This window comes from Variovorax sp. 770b2 (assembly GCF_900115685.1).
Taxonomy (GTDB): Bacteria; Pseudomonadota; Gammaproteobacteria; order Burkholderiales; family Burkholderiaceae_C; genus Variovorax.
In genome coordinates this window covers 190,507-207,919 of record NZ_FOXJ01000003.1, presented here as the reverse complement: position 1 = coordinate 207,919, position 17,413 = coordinate 190,507, and the positions used below count along the sequence as shown (strand labels likewise).

16 protein-coding genes are annotated in these 17,413 nt (G+C 67.2%); 6 read left to right on the top strand and 10 right to left on the bottom strand.

All coding sequences use genetic code 11. The features are described 5' to 3' along the window. The first annotated feature begins 88 nt into the window (after window positions 1-88). Entirely contained in the window at window positions 89-472 is a 384-nt protein-coding gene (locus tag BM133_RS20205) for a DUF1090 family protein (RefSeq protein ID WP_177224891.1), read from the top strand. Window positions 473-503: 31 nt separating this feature from the next. On the opposite strand, the gene BM133_RS20200 is transcribed toward BM133_RS20205, so the two are convergent. The 4 genes from BM133_RS20200 to BM133_RS20185 are packed head-to-tail and all read right to left on the bottom strand — an operon-like array spanning window position 504 to window position 5,206. Next, complete coding sequence (locus tag BM133_RS20200; RefSeq protein ID WP_093437580.1) at window positions 504-1,739, bottom strand: M20 family metallopeptidase; 1,236 nt, start codon at window positions 1,737-1,739, stop codon at window positions 504-506. A 25-nt stretch (window positions 1,740-1,764) separates the two neighbouring features. After that, entirely contained in the window at window positions 1,765-3,543 is a 1,779-nt protein-coding gene (gene uraD, locus BM133_RS20195) for a 2-oxo-4-hydroxy-4-carboxy-5-ureidoimidazoline decarboxylase (protein WP_093437578.1), read from the bottom strand. A 3-nt stretch (window positions 3,544-3,546) separates the two neighbouring features. Further along, a complete protein-coding gene (puuE, locus tag BM133_RS20190) occupies window positions 3,547-4,524 on the bottom strand; it encodes an allantoinase PuuE (RefSeq protein ID WP_093437575.1) in 978 nt (325 codons plus the stop codon). 7 nt (window positions 4,525-4,531) lie between these two features. After that, window positions 4,532-5,206 carry a GntR family transcriptional regulator gene (locus BM133_RS20185; RefSeq protein WP_093437573.1) on the bottom strand — a complete coding sequence of 225 codons (675 nt, stop codon included), beginning with the start codon at window positions 5,204-5,206 and terminating at the stop codon, window positions 4,532-4,534. A gap of 82 nt (window positions 5,207-5,288) precedes the next feature. On the opposite strand from BM133_RS20185, the gene uraH reads away from it, so the two are divergent. Further along, window positions 5,289-5,639 carry a hydroxyisourate hydrolase gene (uraH, locus tag BM133_RS20180; protein WP_093437570.1) on the top strand — a complete coding sequence of 117 codons (351 nt, stop codon included), beginning with the start codon at window positions 5,289-5,291 and terminating at the stop codon, window positions 5,637-5,639. 2 nt (window positions 5,640-5,641) lie between these two features. On the opposite strand, the gene BM133_RS20175 is transcribed toward uraH, so the two are convergent. Continuing rightward, window positions 5,642-6,148: a hypothetical protein gene (locus BM133_RS20175; RefSeq protein ID WP_093437569.1), complete on the bottom strand. Its 507-nt coding sequence runs from the start codon at window positions 6,146-6,148 to the stop codon at window positions 5,642-5,644. A 53-nt stretch (window positions 6,149-6,201) separates the two neighbouring features. Between BM133_RS20175 and xdhC the strand changes: the two genes are divergently transcribed. The 4 genes from xdhC to BM133_RS20150 all read left to right on the top strand — a co-directional run bounded on the left by xdhC (window position 6,202) and on the right by BM133_RS20150 (window position 11,570). Further along, a complete protein-coding gene (xdhC, locus tag BM133_RS20170) occupies window positions 6,202-7,008 on the top strand; it encodes a xanthine dehydrogenase accessory protein XdhC (RefSeq protein WP_093437566.1) in 807 nt (268 codons plus the stop codon). A 337-nt stretch (window positions 7,009-7,345) separates the two neighbouring features. Further along, window positions 7,346-8,551 carry a urate hydroxylase PuuD gene (locus BM133_RS20160; RefSeq protein ID WP_093437561.1) on the top strand — a complete coding sequence of 402 codons (1,206 nt, stop codon included), beginning with the start codon at window positions 7,346-7,348 and terminating at the stop codon, window positions 8,549-8,551. 63 nt (window positions 8,552-8,614) lie between these two features. Next, complete coding sequence (locus BM133_RS20155) at window positions 8,615-9,955, top strand: glycerate kinase type-2 family protein (RefSeq protein WP_093437559.1); 1,341 nt, start codon at window positions 8,615-8,617, stop codon at window positions 9,953-9,955. A gap of 172 nt (window positions 9,956-10,127) precedes the next feature. Next, window positions 10,128-11,570: an NAD-dependent succinate-semialdehyde dehydrogenase gene (locus BM133_RS20150; protein WP_093437556.1), complete on the top strand. Its 1,443-nt coding sequence runs from the start codon at window positions 10,128-10,130 to the stop codon at window positions 11,568-11,570. On the opposite strand, the gene BM133_RS20145 is transcribed toward BM133_RS20150, so the two are convergent. From BM133_RS20145 to BM133_RS20125, 5 genes are all read right to left on the bottom strand, one after another. Further along, window positions 11,567-12,283, bottom strand: coding sequence for an MgtC/SapB family protein (locus BM133_RS20145; RefSeq protein WP_093437553.1), 717 nt, complete (start codon window positions 12,281-12,283; stop codon window positions 11,567-11,569). The two genes, BM133_RS20150 and BM133_RS20145, sit on opposite strands and share 4 nt — an antisense overlap. Before the next feature lie 29 nt (window positions 12,284-12,312). After that, window positions 12,313-13,125, bottom strand: a complete 813-nt coding sequence (locus BM133_RS20140) for an HAD family hydrolase (protein WP_218158391.1) — start codon at window positions 13,123-13,125, stop codon at window positions 12,313-12,315. 108 nt (window positions 13,126-13,233) lie between these two features. After that, window positions 13,234-15,999, bottom strand: a complete 2,766-nt coding sequence (gene mgtA, locus BM133_RS20135) for a magnesium-translocating P-type ATPase (protein ID WP_093437548.1) — start codon at window positions 15,997-15,999, stop codon at window positions 13,234-13,236. 28 nt (window positions 16,000-16,027) lie between these two features. Continuing rightward, window positions 16,028-16,792 carry a hypothetical protein gene (locus BM133_RS20130; protein WP_093437546.1) on the bottom strand — a complete coding sequence of 255 codons (765 nt, stop codon included), beginning with the start codon at window positions 16,790-16,792 and terminating at the stop codon, window positions 16,028-16,030. A gap of 203 nt (window positions 16,793-16,995) precedes the next feature. Then, window positions 16,996-17,205, bottom strand: coding sequence for a hypothetical protein (locus BM133_RS20125; protein WP_093437544.1), 210 nt, complete (start codon window positions 17,203-17,205; stop codon window positions 16,996-16,998). Window positions 17,206-17,413: the final 208 nt, after the last annotated feature.

The following is a 17,413-nucleotide window of genomic DNA, read 5'->3' as shown; positions in this document are numbered from 1 at the left end:
TGAACGGGAAAGGCCGCAGTCCGGGCCGCAAGAACGCTCGCTACAGTGAACGGCCGGCAGACGTCACCTGCCAGAAAAAGGACAACACGTGCGACACCTTCTCCCATCGATTCTTGCCGCCGCTCTCGCGACCCTGTCGCTAAGCGCGGTTGCCCAACCGATCACCAGCGAAAGCTGCAACGCCAAGCGCGACGCCATCGAGCACGACATCGACGCGGCCAAGGCCAAGGGCCAGGCGCAGCGGGTGCGCGGCCTGGAGCGTGCACTGAGCGCCAACCAGCGCAACTGCAGCCAGGAGCGGCTGCAGGCCGAGCACCGCAAGCGCGTTCAGGCGCAGGAGCGCAAGGTGGCCGAGCGGCAGCGCGAACTCGCGCAGGCGAAGGAGAAAGGCCGCGCCGACAAGATCGCGCAGCGCGAAGGCAAGCTGCGCGAGGAAGAGGCCGAGCTCGAGAGACTGAAAGCCGCCCACTGAAGGGCGCGGGCGGCCTCGGGGCTCGCGGGGCTCAGGCCAGCAGGTCGCTCAGCGTGCGCGCCACCACCTTGGTGGCGCGGCGCAGGTCTTCGAGCACCACGCGCTCGTCGCTGCGCTTGGCGTGCGACTCGAGCACGGTGCGCGGGCCGGCGCCGTAGATCACGCCGGGAATGCCGGCTTCGCCATAGAGGCGCACGTCGGTATACAGCGGCGTGCCCATGGCCCTGACCGGCTCGCCGAACAGTTCGCCGCCGTGCTTCTGGATCGCATCGACCAGCGGCTTGTTGCCCGCCAGCGGCTTCATCGAATTGGCCAGGAGCAGGCGCTTGATGTCCACCGTGATGCCGGCGCTCTCTGCGGCCGCATCGGCGATCACCTTGCGGATCGCCGCCTCGACTTCGACCGGGTTCTCTTCGGGGATCATGCGGCGGTCCAGCTTGAACACCACCTTGCCGGGCACGACGTTGGTGTTGGTGCCGCCTTCGATGCGGCCAACGTTGAGGTAGGGGTGCGTGATGCCCTCGACCTTCGAGGTGACCTGCTGGTAGAGCGTGTTCTGCGCGTAGAGCGCGTTGAGGATCTTCACCGCGCCCTGCAGCGCATCGACGCCGGTGGTCGGAATGGCGGCGTGCGCCATCTTGCCGTGCACCGTCACTTCCATCTGCAGGCAGCCGTTGTGGGCCGTGACGACTTCGTAGCTGAAGCCGGCCGCGATCATGAGGTCGGGCTTGGTCAGGCCCTTCTCCAGCAGCCAGCCCGGGCCGAGGATGCCGCCGAATTCTTCGTCGTAGGTGAAGTGCAGCTCGACGCTGCCCTTGGTCGGCTTGGCGACCGCTTCGAGCGCGCGCAATGCGAAGGTGAAGCTCGCGAAGTCGCTCTTGCTCACTGCGGCGGCGCGGCCGTAGAGGCTGCCGTCGGCGATCTCGCCGCCGTAGGGGTTGTGCGTCCAGCCTTCGCCCGGAGGCACCACGTCGCCGTGGGCATTGAGCGCGACCGTCAGGCCGCCGTTGCCGTCCTTGCCATATTTGCGGCGCACGATCAGGTTGGTGATCGATTCGAGACCGTAGTCCTTCACTTCCTGCGCGGGCACGGCATGCTTCTCGGCATCGAGGCCGAAGTCCTTCAGCAGCTCGGCGGTGCGCTCGGCGTGCGGTGCGTTGTTGCCGGGCGGGGTGTCGGTGGGCACGCGCACGAGTTCCTGCAGGAACTTCACTTCCTCGTCGAAGTGGGCGTCGATCCAGGCGTCGAGCTTGGCGTAGTCGGTCATGGTTGTTCTTCTATCTATCGATCGATCAGTGGGCTTGTTCGGCCGCGAGGTTGTCCAGCAAGAGCTGGAAGGCCTGCACGGCCAGTTGGATGTCGTCGTTGGTGCTCGATTCGAGCGGGTTGTGGCTGATGCCCGAGTTGATGCCGCGCACGAACAGCATGGCCTGCGGCATCACCTCGTGCAGCTTCATCGCGTCGTGGCCGGCGCCGCTGGGCATGCGAAAGAGCGGAATGCCCAGGGCATCGACGGCCTTTTCCCAGCGCTGCTGCCAGGCGGGAGCGCTCGGCGCGGCGGAGGCGCGCATGGATTCCTCGAGCTCGTAGCGCACGCCGCGGCGCTCGCAGATGGCCTTGAGTTCGGCGAGCACGTCGGCCGTGAGCGCATCGCGCTGCGCGTTGTTCGGTGCGCGCATGTCCAGGCTGAACTTGCAGCGGCCCGGCACCACGTTGATGGAGCCGCTGGGCACTTCGAGCATGCCCACGGTGCCCACCGAGTCGCCGTCTTTCGCGGCGCGCTGCTCGGTGTAGAGGATGAGTTCGGCCACCGCGGCGGCCGCGTCGCGACGGCGGTCCATCGGTGTGGTGCCGGCGTGGCTGGCCGTGCCGATGACTTCGCCCACGAAGCGCACGCCGCCGTTGATGGCGGTGACGATGCCCAGCGGCAGGTCCAGTTCGGTGAGCACCGGGCCCTGCTCGATGTGCACCTCGACGAAGCCGAGGTAGCGCGCCGGATCGCGCTGGATCTTCGCAATCTCTTCCTGCTTCAGGCCCGCGTGCTGCATGGCCTCGCGCATGGTGATGCCGTCGGCGTCCTTCTGGTCGAGCCAGCGCTGGTCGAAGTGGCCGATGAGCGCGCCCGAGCCGAGAAAGGTCGCCTTGTAGCGCTGGCCTTCTTCTTCCGCGAAGCCGACGACCTCGAAGGCGAACGGCAGGCGCTTGCCCTGGCGCTTGAGCTCGCGCACGCAGGCGATCGGCACGAAGATGCCCAGGCGCCCGTCGTACTTGCCGCCGTTGCGCACGGTGTCGTAGTGCGAACCGGTGAGCAGGGTCTTCGCATCTGCGCTTGCGCCTTCGTAACGGCCGACCACGTTGCCGACCGCATCGATGTGCACCGAGTCGAAGCCCACGTCGCGCATGAGTGCGCTGATCTGCGCGGCGCAGGCGCGGTGCGCATCGGTGAGGTAGGTGACAGTGAGCTGGCCTTTCTCGGCATAGCCGGGGTCGGTGTGCACCGAGAGCTGTTCCTGCCAGTCCCACACGTCGTTGCCGAGCGAGATGTCGGCGGCGAACTTGTCGTCCAGGCGGATCTCCGCGATGCGGTGGATGTTGCGCAGCGCTTCGCCGAGTTCGAATTCAGGGTGGTTGAACAGGCGCCGCTCGAAGGTGTCGATGATCTCGCGCTTTGCGAGGCCCGTGCCGCGCGGGCCGCGCACCGCGAGGATGAACGGGAAGCCGAACTTCGCGTTGTAGTCGGCGTTGAGCTTCTGGATCTTGGCGAACTCTTCGGGCGTGCAGTCGGTCAGGCCCGCCTTGCCCTGCTCGTTGGTCGATTCGGCCGTGAGCGTCTTGCTGACCATCGCCTTGCCCGCGAGCTCGGGGTGGGCGCGGATGAGGCCGATCTGCTCGTCGGTCGACGACGCGGCCAGTGCCTGCACCAGGGCGTGTTTCAGGTGCGCGAGCGTGCGGAAGGGGCGTGCTGGCAATGCACGTTGCGCGATCCAGGGCGAGTGTTCGTAGATGCCGTCGAGCAGCGCGACGGCTTCGGCCGGCACGGCCGCGTTCAGTTGGGAGATGGTGAGGCTCATGGGTCAGCTTCCTGTGACGGCCGATGCGGCGTCCGATGTGTAGGGATGCGCCAGCCTCCAGTGCCGCGCAATGTCCACGCGGCGGCAGACCCACACGCGGTCGTGCTGCGCGATGTGGTCCAGAAAGCGCTGCAGCGCGGTGATGCGGCCGGGCCGCCCGAGCAGGCGGCAGTGCATGCCGATGCTCATCATCTTTGGGCTGTTGTCGCCGTTCGCATCGCCCTCGGCATAGAGCGCGTCGAAGGTGTCCTTCATGTACTGGAAGAACGGGTCGGCGTGCGAGTAGCCCTGCGGCAGCGCGAAGCGCATGTCGTTCACGTCGAGCGTGTAGGGCACGATGAGCTGCGGCACCACGCTGCCGTCGGTCTTCTGCACTTTCATCCAGAAGGGCAGGTCGTCGCCGTAGTAGTCGCTGTCGTATTCGAAGCCGCCGTAGTCGGCCACCAGGCGGCGGGTGCGCGGGCTGTCGCGGCCGGTGTACCAGCCGAGCGCGCGCTCGCCGGTGAGCTTTTCGATCGCTTCCATGCCCAGGCGCATGTGCTCCCGCTCGGTGGCTTCGTCCAGGTTCTGGTAATGAATCCAGCGCCAGCCGTGGCAGGCGATTTCGTGGCCCAGTTCCTTGAAGGCGGCGGTGAGCTCGGGGTAGCGCTCCAGTGCCATGCCCACGCCGAACACGGTGAGCGGCAGGCCGCGCTTTTCGAACTCGCGCAGGATGCGCCAGACGCCCGCGCGCGAGCCGTATTCGTAGATGCCTTCCATGCTGATGTGGCGGTCCGGGTAGCTGGCCGGATTGAACATCTCGGAGAGAAACTGCTCGGAGCCCGCGTCGCCGTGCATCACGGCGTTCTCGCCGCCTTCTTCGTAGTTCAGGACGAACTGCACCGCGATGCGCGCGCCGCCGGGCCATTGGGCGTGTGGAGGGTTCCGGCCATAGCCGACGAGGTCGCGCGGGTAGGGCAGGGTGGTGTCGTAGACGGTCATAGGCTTTTCAGGACAGCGCGAGGGAGATGTCGTTGGTCGGAACCTTGCGGTCGAAGGTGAGGTTGGCCTCGACGTGTTCCAGGTGTTCGGTCATGAGGCGCACGGCGCGCTCTTCGTCGCGGGCGGCCAGCGCCTTCACGATGTCGGCGTGCTCGTCGTTGGAGTGCTCGGCCGCGCTGGTGCTCTGGTACATGAGCGTGATGAGGGCGCAGCGCGAGATCAGCTCGCCCAGGATCTGCGCCAGCACCGTGTTGCCCATGAGCTCGGCCATGCGCACGTGAAAGTCGCCAAGCAGTTCGGTGCGGCCCGAGATGTCCTCGCCCGACACGGCCGACTTTTCAAGCGCGACGTGTTCCTTGAGCGCCTTGATCTTGGCCGGCGTGACGGTACGCACGAATTCGCGCGTCATCTCGGCCTCGAGCATGCGGCGCACCTTGAACACCTGCTTGGCCTCGTCCACCGCCGGCGCCGCCACGAAGGCGCCGCGCGCGGGCTCCAGGCGGATCAGCTTGTTCTGCGAGAGCTGGAACAGGGCCTGGCGCACCAGCGTGCGCGACACGCCGAAGTGATCGGCCAGCTTCTGCTCGGCCAGCTTGGTGCCGGGCTGCAGGCGGTGCTCGACGATGGCCTTCGTGAGGGCATCGACGATCGAACGGGTGGTGGAGGACTCCATGTTTTTCATGATAGACCCAAAGCCAGTAACTGTATACACTTTTGTCCACCGGAATTTCCCGCACCCGATCCGCTTTTTGAAGGAGCGCCCCATGGGCTTGAGCACTCACGTACTGGACACGATGCACGGCGGCCCCGCGGCCGGCATGGAGGTGGCGCTGTACACCACCGACGGCGACGCCGCCACGCTGGTGAAGCGCTTCACGCTGAATTCGGACGGCCGCAGCGACGGGCCGCTCTATGACAACCACTCGCTGAAGACCGGCACCTATCGGCTGGTGTTCGATGTCGCGGGTTACTTCAAGTCGCGCAGCGTGAAGCTGCCGGAGCCGAACTTCCTGAACAAGGTGTCGCTGGACTTCGGCGTGGCGCACACCGACCAGCACTACCACGTGCCGCTGCTCGTGAGTCCGTGGAGCTACTCCACGTACCGCGGGTCTTGAGGTCAGTCCCCTTGCTGCTGACCTTCTGTGAGGGTGTCGAGTTGAAAGCGCCCGCTCTTGTCCCACAGCCAGGTGTCGGTCCACGTCACCGCGCCCAGGCGCGTGGCGGCCGGGAAGGGCGCAGCCTGCAGCACGGCGCGTTCGATCTCCGCAATGACCTCGGGCGCATGCTGCGGCGCGCGCAGCCAGTGCATCGAGACCACCTTGCCGCCCGTGTCGAGGTTCACCTGCAGCGTGCCGACCGCGTAGAGCATGGGCGGCAGCTGCCCGCTGTAGATGCGCGACCGGTTGAGGTCATAGACGTGGCGCGCGGCATCGCGCCGGTAGTCGCGCGCGGTGGCCGCGTTCGATGCGCGCGGCACGGCGCCGGATGCGCCGGCCTTGGCGCCGCTCAGCTGGCCGGGAACGGCCCCTGGGCTTCCGCAGCCGGCGAGCCAGAGGGCGCACGAAAGAAAGGATGCCGCCAATGCAACATGGGCAAGGCGGCGCGGCGTAAGCTGGGCATTCATCGCCGGGTTTATACCGTGAGTCTTCGCGGGCCCGGCAACCGAAGGTATCGGGCATGAGCGGTGCGGTCGACCAATTGCTGGCGCGCCTCCGAAAGGAAGACGCGGTGCTGGTGCGCGTCGAGTCCACGCAGGGCTCGGCGCCGCGCGAGGCCGGCACGTGGATGGCGGTGTGGGCCGATGCGCTCACAGCCACCATCGGCGGCGGCCAGCTCGAATTCCAGGCCACGCAGGAAGCGCGCGAATTGCTCGCCGGCCAGCGCGCCATCGACGGCATCCAGCGCTACCCGCTCGGTCCCAGCCTGGGGCAGTGCTGCGGCGGCGTGATGTACCTGTCGTACCAGCGCATCACCGCGGCCGATGCACCCGCATTGCAGCGCGAGCTGGTCGCCAAGCTCAAGCCCGTGGCGCTGTTCGGCGGCGGCCACGTGGGTGCGGCTCTTGCACGGCTGCTTGCCGCGCTGCCGTTCTCGGTGCGCTGGATCGACAGCCGCGACGGCGTGTTCCCGGACGAACTCCCCGCGCAGATCGACACCGAGCATTCCGAGCCCGTGCAGGACGCCGTCGCCGCGCTCGCGCCGGGCAGCCGCGTGCTCATCATGAGCTTCAGCCATGCCGAGGACCTGGACATCGTCATCGCGTGCCTGAAGCGCCTGCGCATGCGCAACGACCTGCCCTACATCGGCCTCATCGGCAGCAAGACCAAGTGGGCCACCTTCAGCCACCGGCTCGAAGCCCGCGGCTTCACGGCCGACGAACTGGCGCGCATCACCTGCCCCATCGGCGTGCCCGGCATCACGGGCAAGGAGCCCGAGGTGATCGCGGTCGCTGTGGCGGCACAGTTGTTGCAATCGCTGGGCTGAACAGGGTTTTCCCGGCGGCGACGCCCCAAAAAAGCATCCCGCTCCTTGCCAAAACTGTATACACTTTCGGTCCACAACAAGCCGCAGCGGAGCGAGGCCCATTTCATGGAGCCTGCGTTCGCGGCACTTTCTCTGCTTACAGCGCCCGCAGTGGTGAGCAGGCTGAAACCCCTCGCTGACGCCCCACGCGTCCAGAGGGTTACGCAGATGTGGAGGAACCGTAGCGAGCGACCCGAGATCGCGTCGAGGACCGGAACCGTACCCAGGTACGGTGAGGACCGCAGATGCGAGATCGGGGCGCGCAGCAGGTTCATTCACATCTGATGCGAGAGAGCACATGGAAAGCTATTACCTCGACTGGGCCAACCTGCTGCTGCGCTGGGTCCACGTCATCACCGCCATCGCCTGGATCGGCGCCTCCTTCTACTTCGTGATGCTGGACAACAGCCTCGAGAAGCCGCAGGACCCCGAGTCGCTGGCCAAGGGCGTGGGCGGCGAGCAGTGGGCCGTGCACGGCGGCGGCTTCTACAACATGCAGAAGTACACGCTGGCGCCCAAGAAGCTGCCGGACCACCTGCACTGGTCGTACTGGGAAAGCTATTCGACCTGGATCACCGGGTTCACGCTTTTCACGATGTCGTACCTGTGGAACGCGAGCACCTACCTCATCGACAAGTCGAAGATGGACTGGCAGCCCGGTGCCGCCATTGCCGTGGCGCTGGCCTTCTTCGTGGTGTTCTGGATGGTCTACGACGGCATCTGCCAGATCTTCGGGCGCCGCAAGAACGGCGACACCATCGTCGGCGTGCTGATCGCGGTCTTCATCGTCTTTGCGACCTGGCTGGCCTGCCAGTGGTTCGCGGGCCGCGCGGCCTTCCTGCTCGTGGGCGCCATGATGGCCACCACGATGAGCGGCAACGTGTTCTTCTGGATCATCCCCGGCCAGCGCAAGAACGTCGCGGCCCTGCGCGAAGGCCGGCCGGTCGATCCGGTGCACGGCCAGCGCGGCAAGCAGCGCAGCGTGCACAACACCTACTTCACGCTGCCCGTGCTGTTCGCGATGCTGAGCAACCACTACAGCTTCACGTACACGCACAAGTACAACTGGATCGTGCTGCTGCTGATCATGCTCGGCGGCGCGGCCATCCGGCAGTTCTTCGTGGTGCGCCACCGCTTCAAGCTCGGCAACGCGGGCAACCCGCTGCCGTATGCGCTGGTCGGCATCGTGGTGCTGGGCCTGACCATCGTCTGGATGAAGCCCGAGCCGGCTGCCGCTCCCGTGGCTGCAGCGGCGGCGCCGGTGGTCGCATTCACGGACGTGCAGAAGGTGCTGGAGCAGCGCTGCTTCATGTGCCACGGTGCGGCCGTGCAGATGAAGAACGTGCGCGTCGATTCGCCCGAACAGGTGGCGGCGCATGCACAGGCGATCTACCAGCAGGTCGTCGTGACCAAGATCATGCCGATGAACAACGCCACGAACATCACGGACGAAGAGCGAGCGCTGATCAGCCGCTGGTTCCAGGCCGGAGCCAAGACAAACTAGACCGCGGTCAAGAGAGCGGGCCACCGCTCCCCGCACAATCGCCGGATGGAGACAACGCAAGCCATGACCGCATCGACCCCGTCCTTCGGGCCCGCGCCCGATCCGCGCGACGCACCCCGCGCCTTCCTCGAACACCTGTACCGCGTGGCGGTGGACCGCGCGCTGCCGCTGTCCACGCTGGGCGCTCATCTGCCGAGCCCACCCAAGGGCCGCACGCTGGTGCTCGGCGCCGGCAAGGCCGGCGGCTCGATGGTGCAGGCGCTCGAAGCCCTGTGGCCGGCCGACGCGCCGCTCTCGGGCCTGGTGGTCACCCGCTACGACCACATTCCGCCGCGCCCCGAAGGCGTGCCGCAGCGCATCGAGATCGTCGAGGCCGCGCACCCCGTGCCCGATGCGGCGGGGCAAGAGGCTGCCGAGCGCATCCTCGCGCTCACGCAGGGCCTCACGGCCGATGACCTCGTGCTGTGCCTGATCTCGGGTGGCGGCTCCTCGCTGCTGGTGCTGCCGGCCGAAGGCCTCACGCTGGCCGACAAGCAGCGCATCAACAAGCAACTGCTCGACAGCGGCGCCGGCATCGGCGAGATGAACTGCGTGCGCAAGCACCTCTCGCGCATCAAGGGCGGCCGGCTGGCCGCGGCCTGCGCGCCGGCGCGCGTGGTGACGCTCACCATCAGCGACGTGCCGGGCGACGACGCGGCCGTCATCGCAAGCGGCCCCACGGTGCCCGATGCGACGACGTGCGCCGATGCGCTCGCCATCCTCGACCGCTACGGCATCGAGGTGCCTGCGCCCGTGCGCGCCCAGCTCGAAAGCGGCGAGCTCGAAACGCCGAAGCCCGGCGACAAGGCCTTCGCCGGCCACGAGACCCACATGATCGCCACGCCCCAGCAGTCGCTCGAAGCCGCGGCCAAGGCGGCGCGCGAGGCCGGCATCGAGGCGCACATCCTGAGCGACGAGATCGAAGGCGAATCGCGCGAGGTCGGCAAGGTGCATGCCGCATTGGCCCGCGCCGTGGCCCACCGCGGCCAGCCGTTCGCGCGGCCCTGCGTCATTCTTTCGGGCGGCGAGACCACGGTCACGATCCGACCGCGCCAGCCGGGCCAGGCCAAGGGCCGCGGCGGCCGGGCGGGCGAGTTCTGCATGGGCCTGGCCGGCGCGCTCATGGGCCAGCCGCAGGTCTGGGCGCTGGCCGCCGACACCGATGGCATCGATGGCGTGGAAGACAACGCCGGCGCCTTCGTCACGCCCGACACGCTGGCGCGTGCCACCGCCGCGGGCAGGAAGCTGTCGGACCACCTCGACCGCAACGACGCCTACGGCTACTTCGACGCCGTCGGCGACCTGTTCGTGACGGGACCCACGAACACCAACGTCAACGACTTTCGCGCGCTCTTGATCCTGTAACGGAGCGAGAAAGGGCGATTTCCGGGCCCCGGCGGGGTTGGGTGAAGTCGGGTTAATCTATGCCCCCGGTGGCGATTTGCCGCCGTTGTCGCATGCGCACCCCCAAGAGGTGCCGCGTCGCGCACCCCAGATTTCCCCTTTTCATCATCCAGTCCCGAAGGAAAAGTTCGCCATGACCGCCACCTACACCGACACCCGCCTCCTGATCGACAACGAATGGGTCGACGCCACCGGCGGCAAGACGCTGGACGTCGTGAACCCCGCCACCGGCAAGGCCATCGGCAAGGTGGCGCATGCCAGCATCGCCGACCTGGACCGCGCCCTGGCCGCCGCCCAGCGCGGTTTCGAGAAGTGGCGCAACACGCCCGCCAACGAGCGCGCCGCCGTCATGCGCCGCGCCGCGGGCCTCATCCGCGAACGCGCCGGCGACATCGCCAAGCTGCTGACGCAGGAGCAGGGCAAGCCGCTGGCCGAAGCCAAGGGCGAGACGCTGGCCGCCGCCGACATCATCGAGTGGTTCGCCGACGAAGGCCGCCGCGTCTACGGCCGCATCGTGCCCTCGCGCAACCTGGCCGCGCAGCAGCTCGTGCTGAAGGAGCCGCTGGGCCCCGTCGCCGCGTTCACGCCCTGGAACTTCCCGATCAACCAGATCGTGCGCAAGCTCGGCGCCGCACTGGCCACCGGCTGCTCGTTCCTGGTGAAGGCCCCTGAAGAAACCCCGGCCTCGCCCGCCGCGCTGCTGCAGGCCTTCGTCGACGCCGGCATTCCGCCCGGCACCGTGGGCCTCGTGTTCGGCAACCCCGCCGAAATCTCGAACTACCTGATCGCCCACCCGATCATCCGCAAGGTCACCTTCACCGGCTCGACCCCCGTCGGCAAGCAGTTGGCCGCGCTGGCCGGCTCGCACATGAAGCGCGTCACGATGGAACTGGGCGGCCACGCGCCGGTGATCGTTGCCGAAGACGCCGACGTGGCCCTGGCCGTCAAGGCCGCCGGTGCCGCCAAGTTCCGCAACGCCGGCCAGGTCTGCATCTCGCCGACCCGCTTCCTGGTGCACAACAGCCTGCGCGAGGAATTCGCCCGCACGCTGGTCAAGTACACCGAAGGCCTGAAGCTGGGCGACGGCCTGGCCGAAGGCACGACCATCGGCCCGCTGGCCAACGCACGCCGCCTCACCGCGATGGCCTACGTGCTGGAAGATGCGCGCAAGAAGGGCGCGACCGTGGCCGCCGGCGGCGAACGCGTCGGCGACTCGGGCAACTTCTTCGCCCCCACCGTGCTGACCGACGTGCCGCTGGACGCCGACGTGTTCAACAACGAGCCCTTCGGCCCCATCGCCGCGATCCGCGGCTTCGACACGCTCGACGAAGCCATCGCCGAAGCCAACCGCCTGCCGTTCGGCCTGGCCGGCTACGCCTTCACCAAGTCGATCAAGAGCGCGCACCTGCTGAGCCAGAAGCTCGAACTGGGCATGCTGTGGATCAACCAGCCCGCCACCCCGTCGCCCGAAATGCCATTCGGCGGCGTGAAGGATTCGGGCTACGGCTCGGAAGGCGGCCCCGAGGCGCTCGAGGCTTACCTGAACACCAAGGCCGTTTCGATCATGGGCGTTTAGTCTTCGGCGCTGGCGTTCCAGAAAGCTTGCTGGACGCCATCGAGCGCTTCGAGTTCTGTAATCACCTGGTCGAGTTCCAGTGGCTCGACCGCGGTGGCGTACAGCGTTGCCTCGATCTCCGTGTCGGCCGGCCCGAAGGCGTGCTGGTCGACATCGCGCACCGGGTAGTTCGCGGCTTCGAGCAGAAGCAGCAGCTGGTCCATCACCGCGGGCCGGGCTGCACGCGAGCAGATCACCCGCACCGTGTAGGTCGCCTCGCTCGATTCTTCCTTGATCGGGCGGCGATTGATGCGATTGACCACCGGCAGCAGCAGCGTGTTGCTCGCCAGCACGAACAGCGCCGCAATCGTCGCTTCACCGATCAGGTCGGCGCCCGCGCAGGCGCCCACTGCCGCCGACCCCCACAGCGTGGCCGCCGTGTTCAGGCCCGTGATGTTGGTGCCTTCCTTCATGATCGCGCCCGCCCCCAGGAAGCCGATGCCAGAGACCACATAGGCCGCCACGTGCACGGCCCCATCGTGACCGTGCAGCCGGTTCGCCATGTCGACGAACACCGCCGCACCCACCGCGACGAGCGTGTTGGTGCGCAGGCCCGCGGCGCGCTGCCGTATCTGTCGTTCCAGGCCGATCAGCGAGCCGAGGATGAAGGCGATCGCCACGCTGACGAAGGTGTCGAGCAGCGAGAGCAGGTTGAAGTTTTGAATGGCTTGCATCGGATGTTTTTTCATAAGAGCGCGTGCATTCAGTCCGAAGCCTGCATGCGCCGGGCGTGTTCGCGCCAAGCCCTCTTCTCGACTGTCCGGACGTTCGGTGCCTCCGCGAGATGCGCGAGGTACGCCGCCAGCAATGGAAGTTCGGCGTCGGACCTGTCACCCAGGAACTCGCGCACCGTGACGAGATTGCCGTAGCTCCTCGCATACTTCGCAGGCGTGTCGTCGACCGCGATGATCGATTCGAGTGGATAACCCTTGGATTTCAATTTCTGCAGATTCTTGATCGTCTGATAGCCGCCTGTCGTGAAGTCTCGCGCCGTCGTGCAGCGCGCGCTTGACCACATGAACTCCAGTGCGCCGTTTGGAAAGATGCGTTCGACCACCTGCGACGCGTAGCTTTCGCCTGATGCAGTCCAGATGCCGACCTTGAACTGCGCGAGAACGCTGCTCAAGAAGTCGGCGAGGTGCGGTCGCAAATGAACGCGATACGGCCCTACGCGGAAATCCTCGTCGTGCGAGAGCGTGCTTTCGGTGGCGTGGATCAGCGTTTCGTCGAGGTCCAGCACCAATAGTTTGCGGGGCTTGGGTGTCACATGCATGTCAGAAGGCCTCACATCGGGAGCACAAGCATATTTGAGGTCGATGGATGGGCCCATTTGCAGCAAGGCAAGGCGCGTGTTCGGAGGCGGCACTCCCGCCGACGATGGGCTCTCTGTTTCGCGAATGCCCCCGCCTTCGGCGCCTCCTTGATTTCGCGAAACAGAGACCACCATCAGCGTGAGCACTTCAGAGCGGTCGTTGATCGTCAGTTCATGCAGAGCGTGCCCAGGTGCGCAGGGCATCGGGTGCTCCCCGCAGCGAAATAAAGGAGGAGGGCGAAGCCCGGGGGACATTCGCGGAGGGGAGTACCCGGTGGCCTGTGCACGCGCCCCGAACAACGGCCTCAATCTTCACTGCCACCCATACCGCCGCGCATACCACCCCTTCACCGTCTGCGTGAGAACCGCGTAGCCCACCAGCATCAACACCAGCCAAGGGAAGTACGCCAGCGGCAGCGCCTGCAGCTTGAAGTAGTGCGCGAGCGGCCCCATCGGCAGCCAGATACCCACCGCGGCAATCGCCGCACCCATCGCCAGCAGCGGCCAGGCCGCGCGGCTTTGCAGGAAGGGAATCTTGCGGGTGCGGATCAGGTGAACGATCAGCGTCTGCGACAGCAGCCCCTCGATGAACCAGCCCGACTGGAACAGCGTCTGATGCGCCACCGTGTTGGCGGAGAACACGAACCACATCACCGTGAAGGTCAGGATGTCGAACACCGAGCTCAACGGCCCGAAGAACACCATGAAGCGCCCCAGGTCGGCCGGGTTCCAGCGCTGCGGCGACTTGAGGAATTCCTCGTCCACGTTGTCGAACGGAATGGCGATCTGCGACACGTCGTACAGCAGGTTCTGCACCAGCAGGTGCAGCGGCAGCATCGGCAGGAAGGGCAGGAACGCGCTCGCCACCAGCACCGAGAACACATTGCCGAAGTTCGAGCTCGCGGTGAGCTTGATGTACTTGAGCATGTTGGCGAAGGTGCGGCGGCCTTCGACCACGCCTTGCTCCAGCACCATCAGGCTTTTTTCCAGCAGGATGATGTCGGCCGATTCCTTGGCCACGTCCACCGCGCCGTCCACCGAGATGCCGATGTCCGCGGCGCGCAGTGCCGGTGCGTCGTTGATGCCGTCGCCCATGAAGCCCACCACGTGCCCGTTGGCATGCAGCGCGTGCACGATGCGTTCCTTGTGCGCGGGCGTGAGCTTGGCGAACACCTGGTGCTGCTCGACCAGCTCGCGCAGTTCGTCGTCGCGCAGGTCCTCGATCTCGCGGCCGAGCACGATGCGGCCGGCCTCGATGCCCACGTCGCCGCAGACCTTGCGCGTGACCAGTTCGTTGTCGCCCGTGAGAACCTTCACCGCCACGCCGTGCGCGGCCAGCGCGCGCAGCGCAGGGGCGGTCGATTCCTTCGGCGGATCGAGAAACGCCACGTAGCCCAGCAGCGTGAGACCCGATTCATCGGCCACGCTGTACGCAGGCTTGCGCGCATCGGCAGCGAGCGTGCGGCTCGCCACGGCCACCACGCGCAGGCCCTGCGTGTTCAGCTCCGAGGCCACGCGGTGAATGCGCGCGAGCAGTTCGGCATCGAGCGCCAGCACCTCGGCGCCGCGCTCGACGGCGGTGCACACCGACAGGATCTCTTCCAGCGCGCCCTTGCAGATCAGCAGGTGCTCGCTGCCGCCGTTCTCCACCACCACTGACATGCGGCGGCGCGAGAAGTCGAAGGGCACTTCGTCGATCTTGCGGTAGGCCGTCTGCAGCCGTGTCTCGGGCTGCATCTCGGCGTGATTGAGTACCGCCTTGTCGAGCAGGTTCTTCAAACCCGTCTGGTGAAAGCTGTTCAGGTAGGCGAGTTGCAGCACATGGTTCGAGACTTCGCCCCACGCGTTGGTGTGGCGCTCCAGCACGATGCGGTCCTGCGTCAACGTGCCGGTCTTGTCGGTGCACAGCACGTCCATCGCGCCGAAGTTGTGAATCGCTTCGAGCCTTTTCACGATCACCTTCTGGCGCGACATCACGACCGCGCCCTTGGCCAGCGTGGCGGTCACGATCATCGGCAGCATCTCCGGCGTGAGGCCCACCGCGATCGACAGCGCGAACAGCGCGGCCTCCCACCAGTCGCCCTTGGCCACGCCGTTGATCACCAGCACCAGCGGCGCCATCACCAGCATGAAGCGGATCAGCACCCAGCTCACGCGGTTGATGCCGGCCTGGAAGGCACTGGTGCCGCGGTCGGTGGCCGTCACGCGCTGCGCAAGGGCGCCGAAAAAGGTGCGGTCGCCCGTGTGCACGATGAGCGCGGTGGCGGTGCCGCTGATCACGTTGGTGCCCATGAAGAGCAGGTTCTCGCGTTCGAGCACGCCGGCTTCGTGGTCGCCGCGATCGATCGAAAACTTCTCGACCGGCATCGCCTCCCCCGTGAGCGCGGACTGGCTGATGAACAGGTCCTTGGCCGTGAGCAGTCGCGCATCGGCCGGGATCATGTCGCCGGCCGAGAGCGCGATCACGTCGCCCGGCACGAGGTCGCGCATCGGCACCTCGACGCGCACCGTGCCCGCGTGCGTGGCGTCGAAGCCCTCGTCGCCCGCCGCGCCGGCCTTGCGCCCCGGCGCGGGCCGCAGCACCGTGGAGGTGTTGCTCACCATCGCCTTGAGCCGGTCGGCCGCCTTGTTGGAGCGCGACTCTTGCAGGAAGCGCAGCACCGTGGACAGCACCACCATGCTGCCGATCACGAGCGTGGCCTTCATGTCCTCGGTGACGTAGGAGATCAGCGCCAGCACCGTGAGCAGCAGGTTGAACGGATTGCGGTAGCACTGCCACAGGTGCGTCCACCACGGCAGCGGCTGCTCGTGGCGCACCTCGTTGCTGCCCAGGCGCTTGCGCAGCACTTGCGCGTGGCCTTCGCTCAGGCCCTGGGGCGAGCTGCCGAGCCGCACGAGCATCTCGCCGGCATCGGTGCGCGACGCGGCGGCCAGCGCCTTCGCGATGTCGGGCGGCATCGCGACCGAGGTCACGCCGACCGGCTTGGAGCCCAGCAGCGTCTGCCAGCGCTCGAAGTGATGCAGCATGTGGCGGCTGCGCAGAAAGCTCTCGAAGAAGGACTTCAGGACGTTTTTCATTTTGTTTTCTCCTTGAGGAAATCAGGGGTCAGCGCGCGAAGGCCCAGGTGAAGCCCAGCGTCCACCACGCAGGTGCGTCGGCGCGCAGGCCGCGTGCGCGGCTCAGGTCGACGCTCAGCGTCTCGACCGGCGTCCAGCGCATGCCGGCGCGCCATGCGTTGCCGCCGCCTTCGCGAAAGCGCTCGGCGACGAACGAGATGGAGGGCAGGGCGGACCATTCGAGAGAGGCGCCCGAATGGCTGGTGCTCGGCTGCGCGCGGTAAAAGTCGCGGCCCAGGTTGATGTGCGCGCGCCAGCTGTCGGCGATCTGCCAGGTCACGGGGACCACGATGCTGCTGCCGGACAAACGCAACGCGGTGGCGTGTGCGTCGCCTTGCCAGCCGGCCGTGGCGAGCACGCCGGCGCTCAGGCTGTCGTTGACTGCGAAGGCCCACTTGATCTGCGGACCGGCGCGCACGGTGCGGCCTTCGCCGCCGTGCTCGCGCTCGAGATTCAGTCCGAGTTCGACCGGGCCGACGCGGCAGGCCGGGCCGATGTGCAGCAGTCCTTGCGAGGCGTGCGCATGGCGGTCGGACCAGGTCTCCAGCTGGCACTGGCCCGGATCGAGGATCGCGGCGTCGTCCACCGAATGATGGCCACCGGCGGCATGCGTCTGCGTTGCTGCAAGGCCGCAGAGGTATGCCGCCCAGAGGTGCAGGGATGGGCGCGAGGGACGTTGGGGATAGAAGCGGGGTGCGTCGAGGCGGCCGTTCGTGGCCGTCCGTGCGACACGCCGCAGGCGTTCGCGGGTCATGGGAGGTCTCCTTCGGGCACAGCGGGCCGCGAAGGAGAGCGCCTCCCGCTTCACTCAGCCGGCAGGTGTCCTCCGCAGCGCGGCGCTGCGTGGGGTGGATGCAATCGATGGGTTCAATGAAGGCGGCGCGCTAAGGCGCGAGCGAGGGTCCGGGTCCATGGTGGCCTCCTTGCGATCTGCGGTGCGGTCTTGTGGGCGCGGCGTCAGCGGTGCGCTGCGCGGGGCGGCTGCTCGAGCAGCAGGAAGAAGCTGCGGATGCGCCGCGTGGTCCAGAGCGCGGCGGCCCGGTCGAGCGTTTCGTTCTCGACGTCCTGCGCCGTCGGCGCGTGCGCAGGCTCGTGCGCCGTGGCGCGAACGGGTTCCTGCATCGGCGGCTGTTGCTGCTGCTGCTGACGGGTTTGAAATTGACGCATGACAAGGCTCCTTCGCGATGAAGGGCCTCGCGCACGGACACGCAAGCTGACTGAAAAAGTCAGTGACGCGAAACGACGGGATTCGGGAGGGGAGAACCGCTTGCCTTGAGGGCGAACGGGTCACGCTGCGTGCACGGCGGCCACAGCGCGAGAGAGCCTGCGCTAGAGGGCCGGATGTGTCACGCCTGCCGAGGCACGCGTCTTCTTG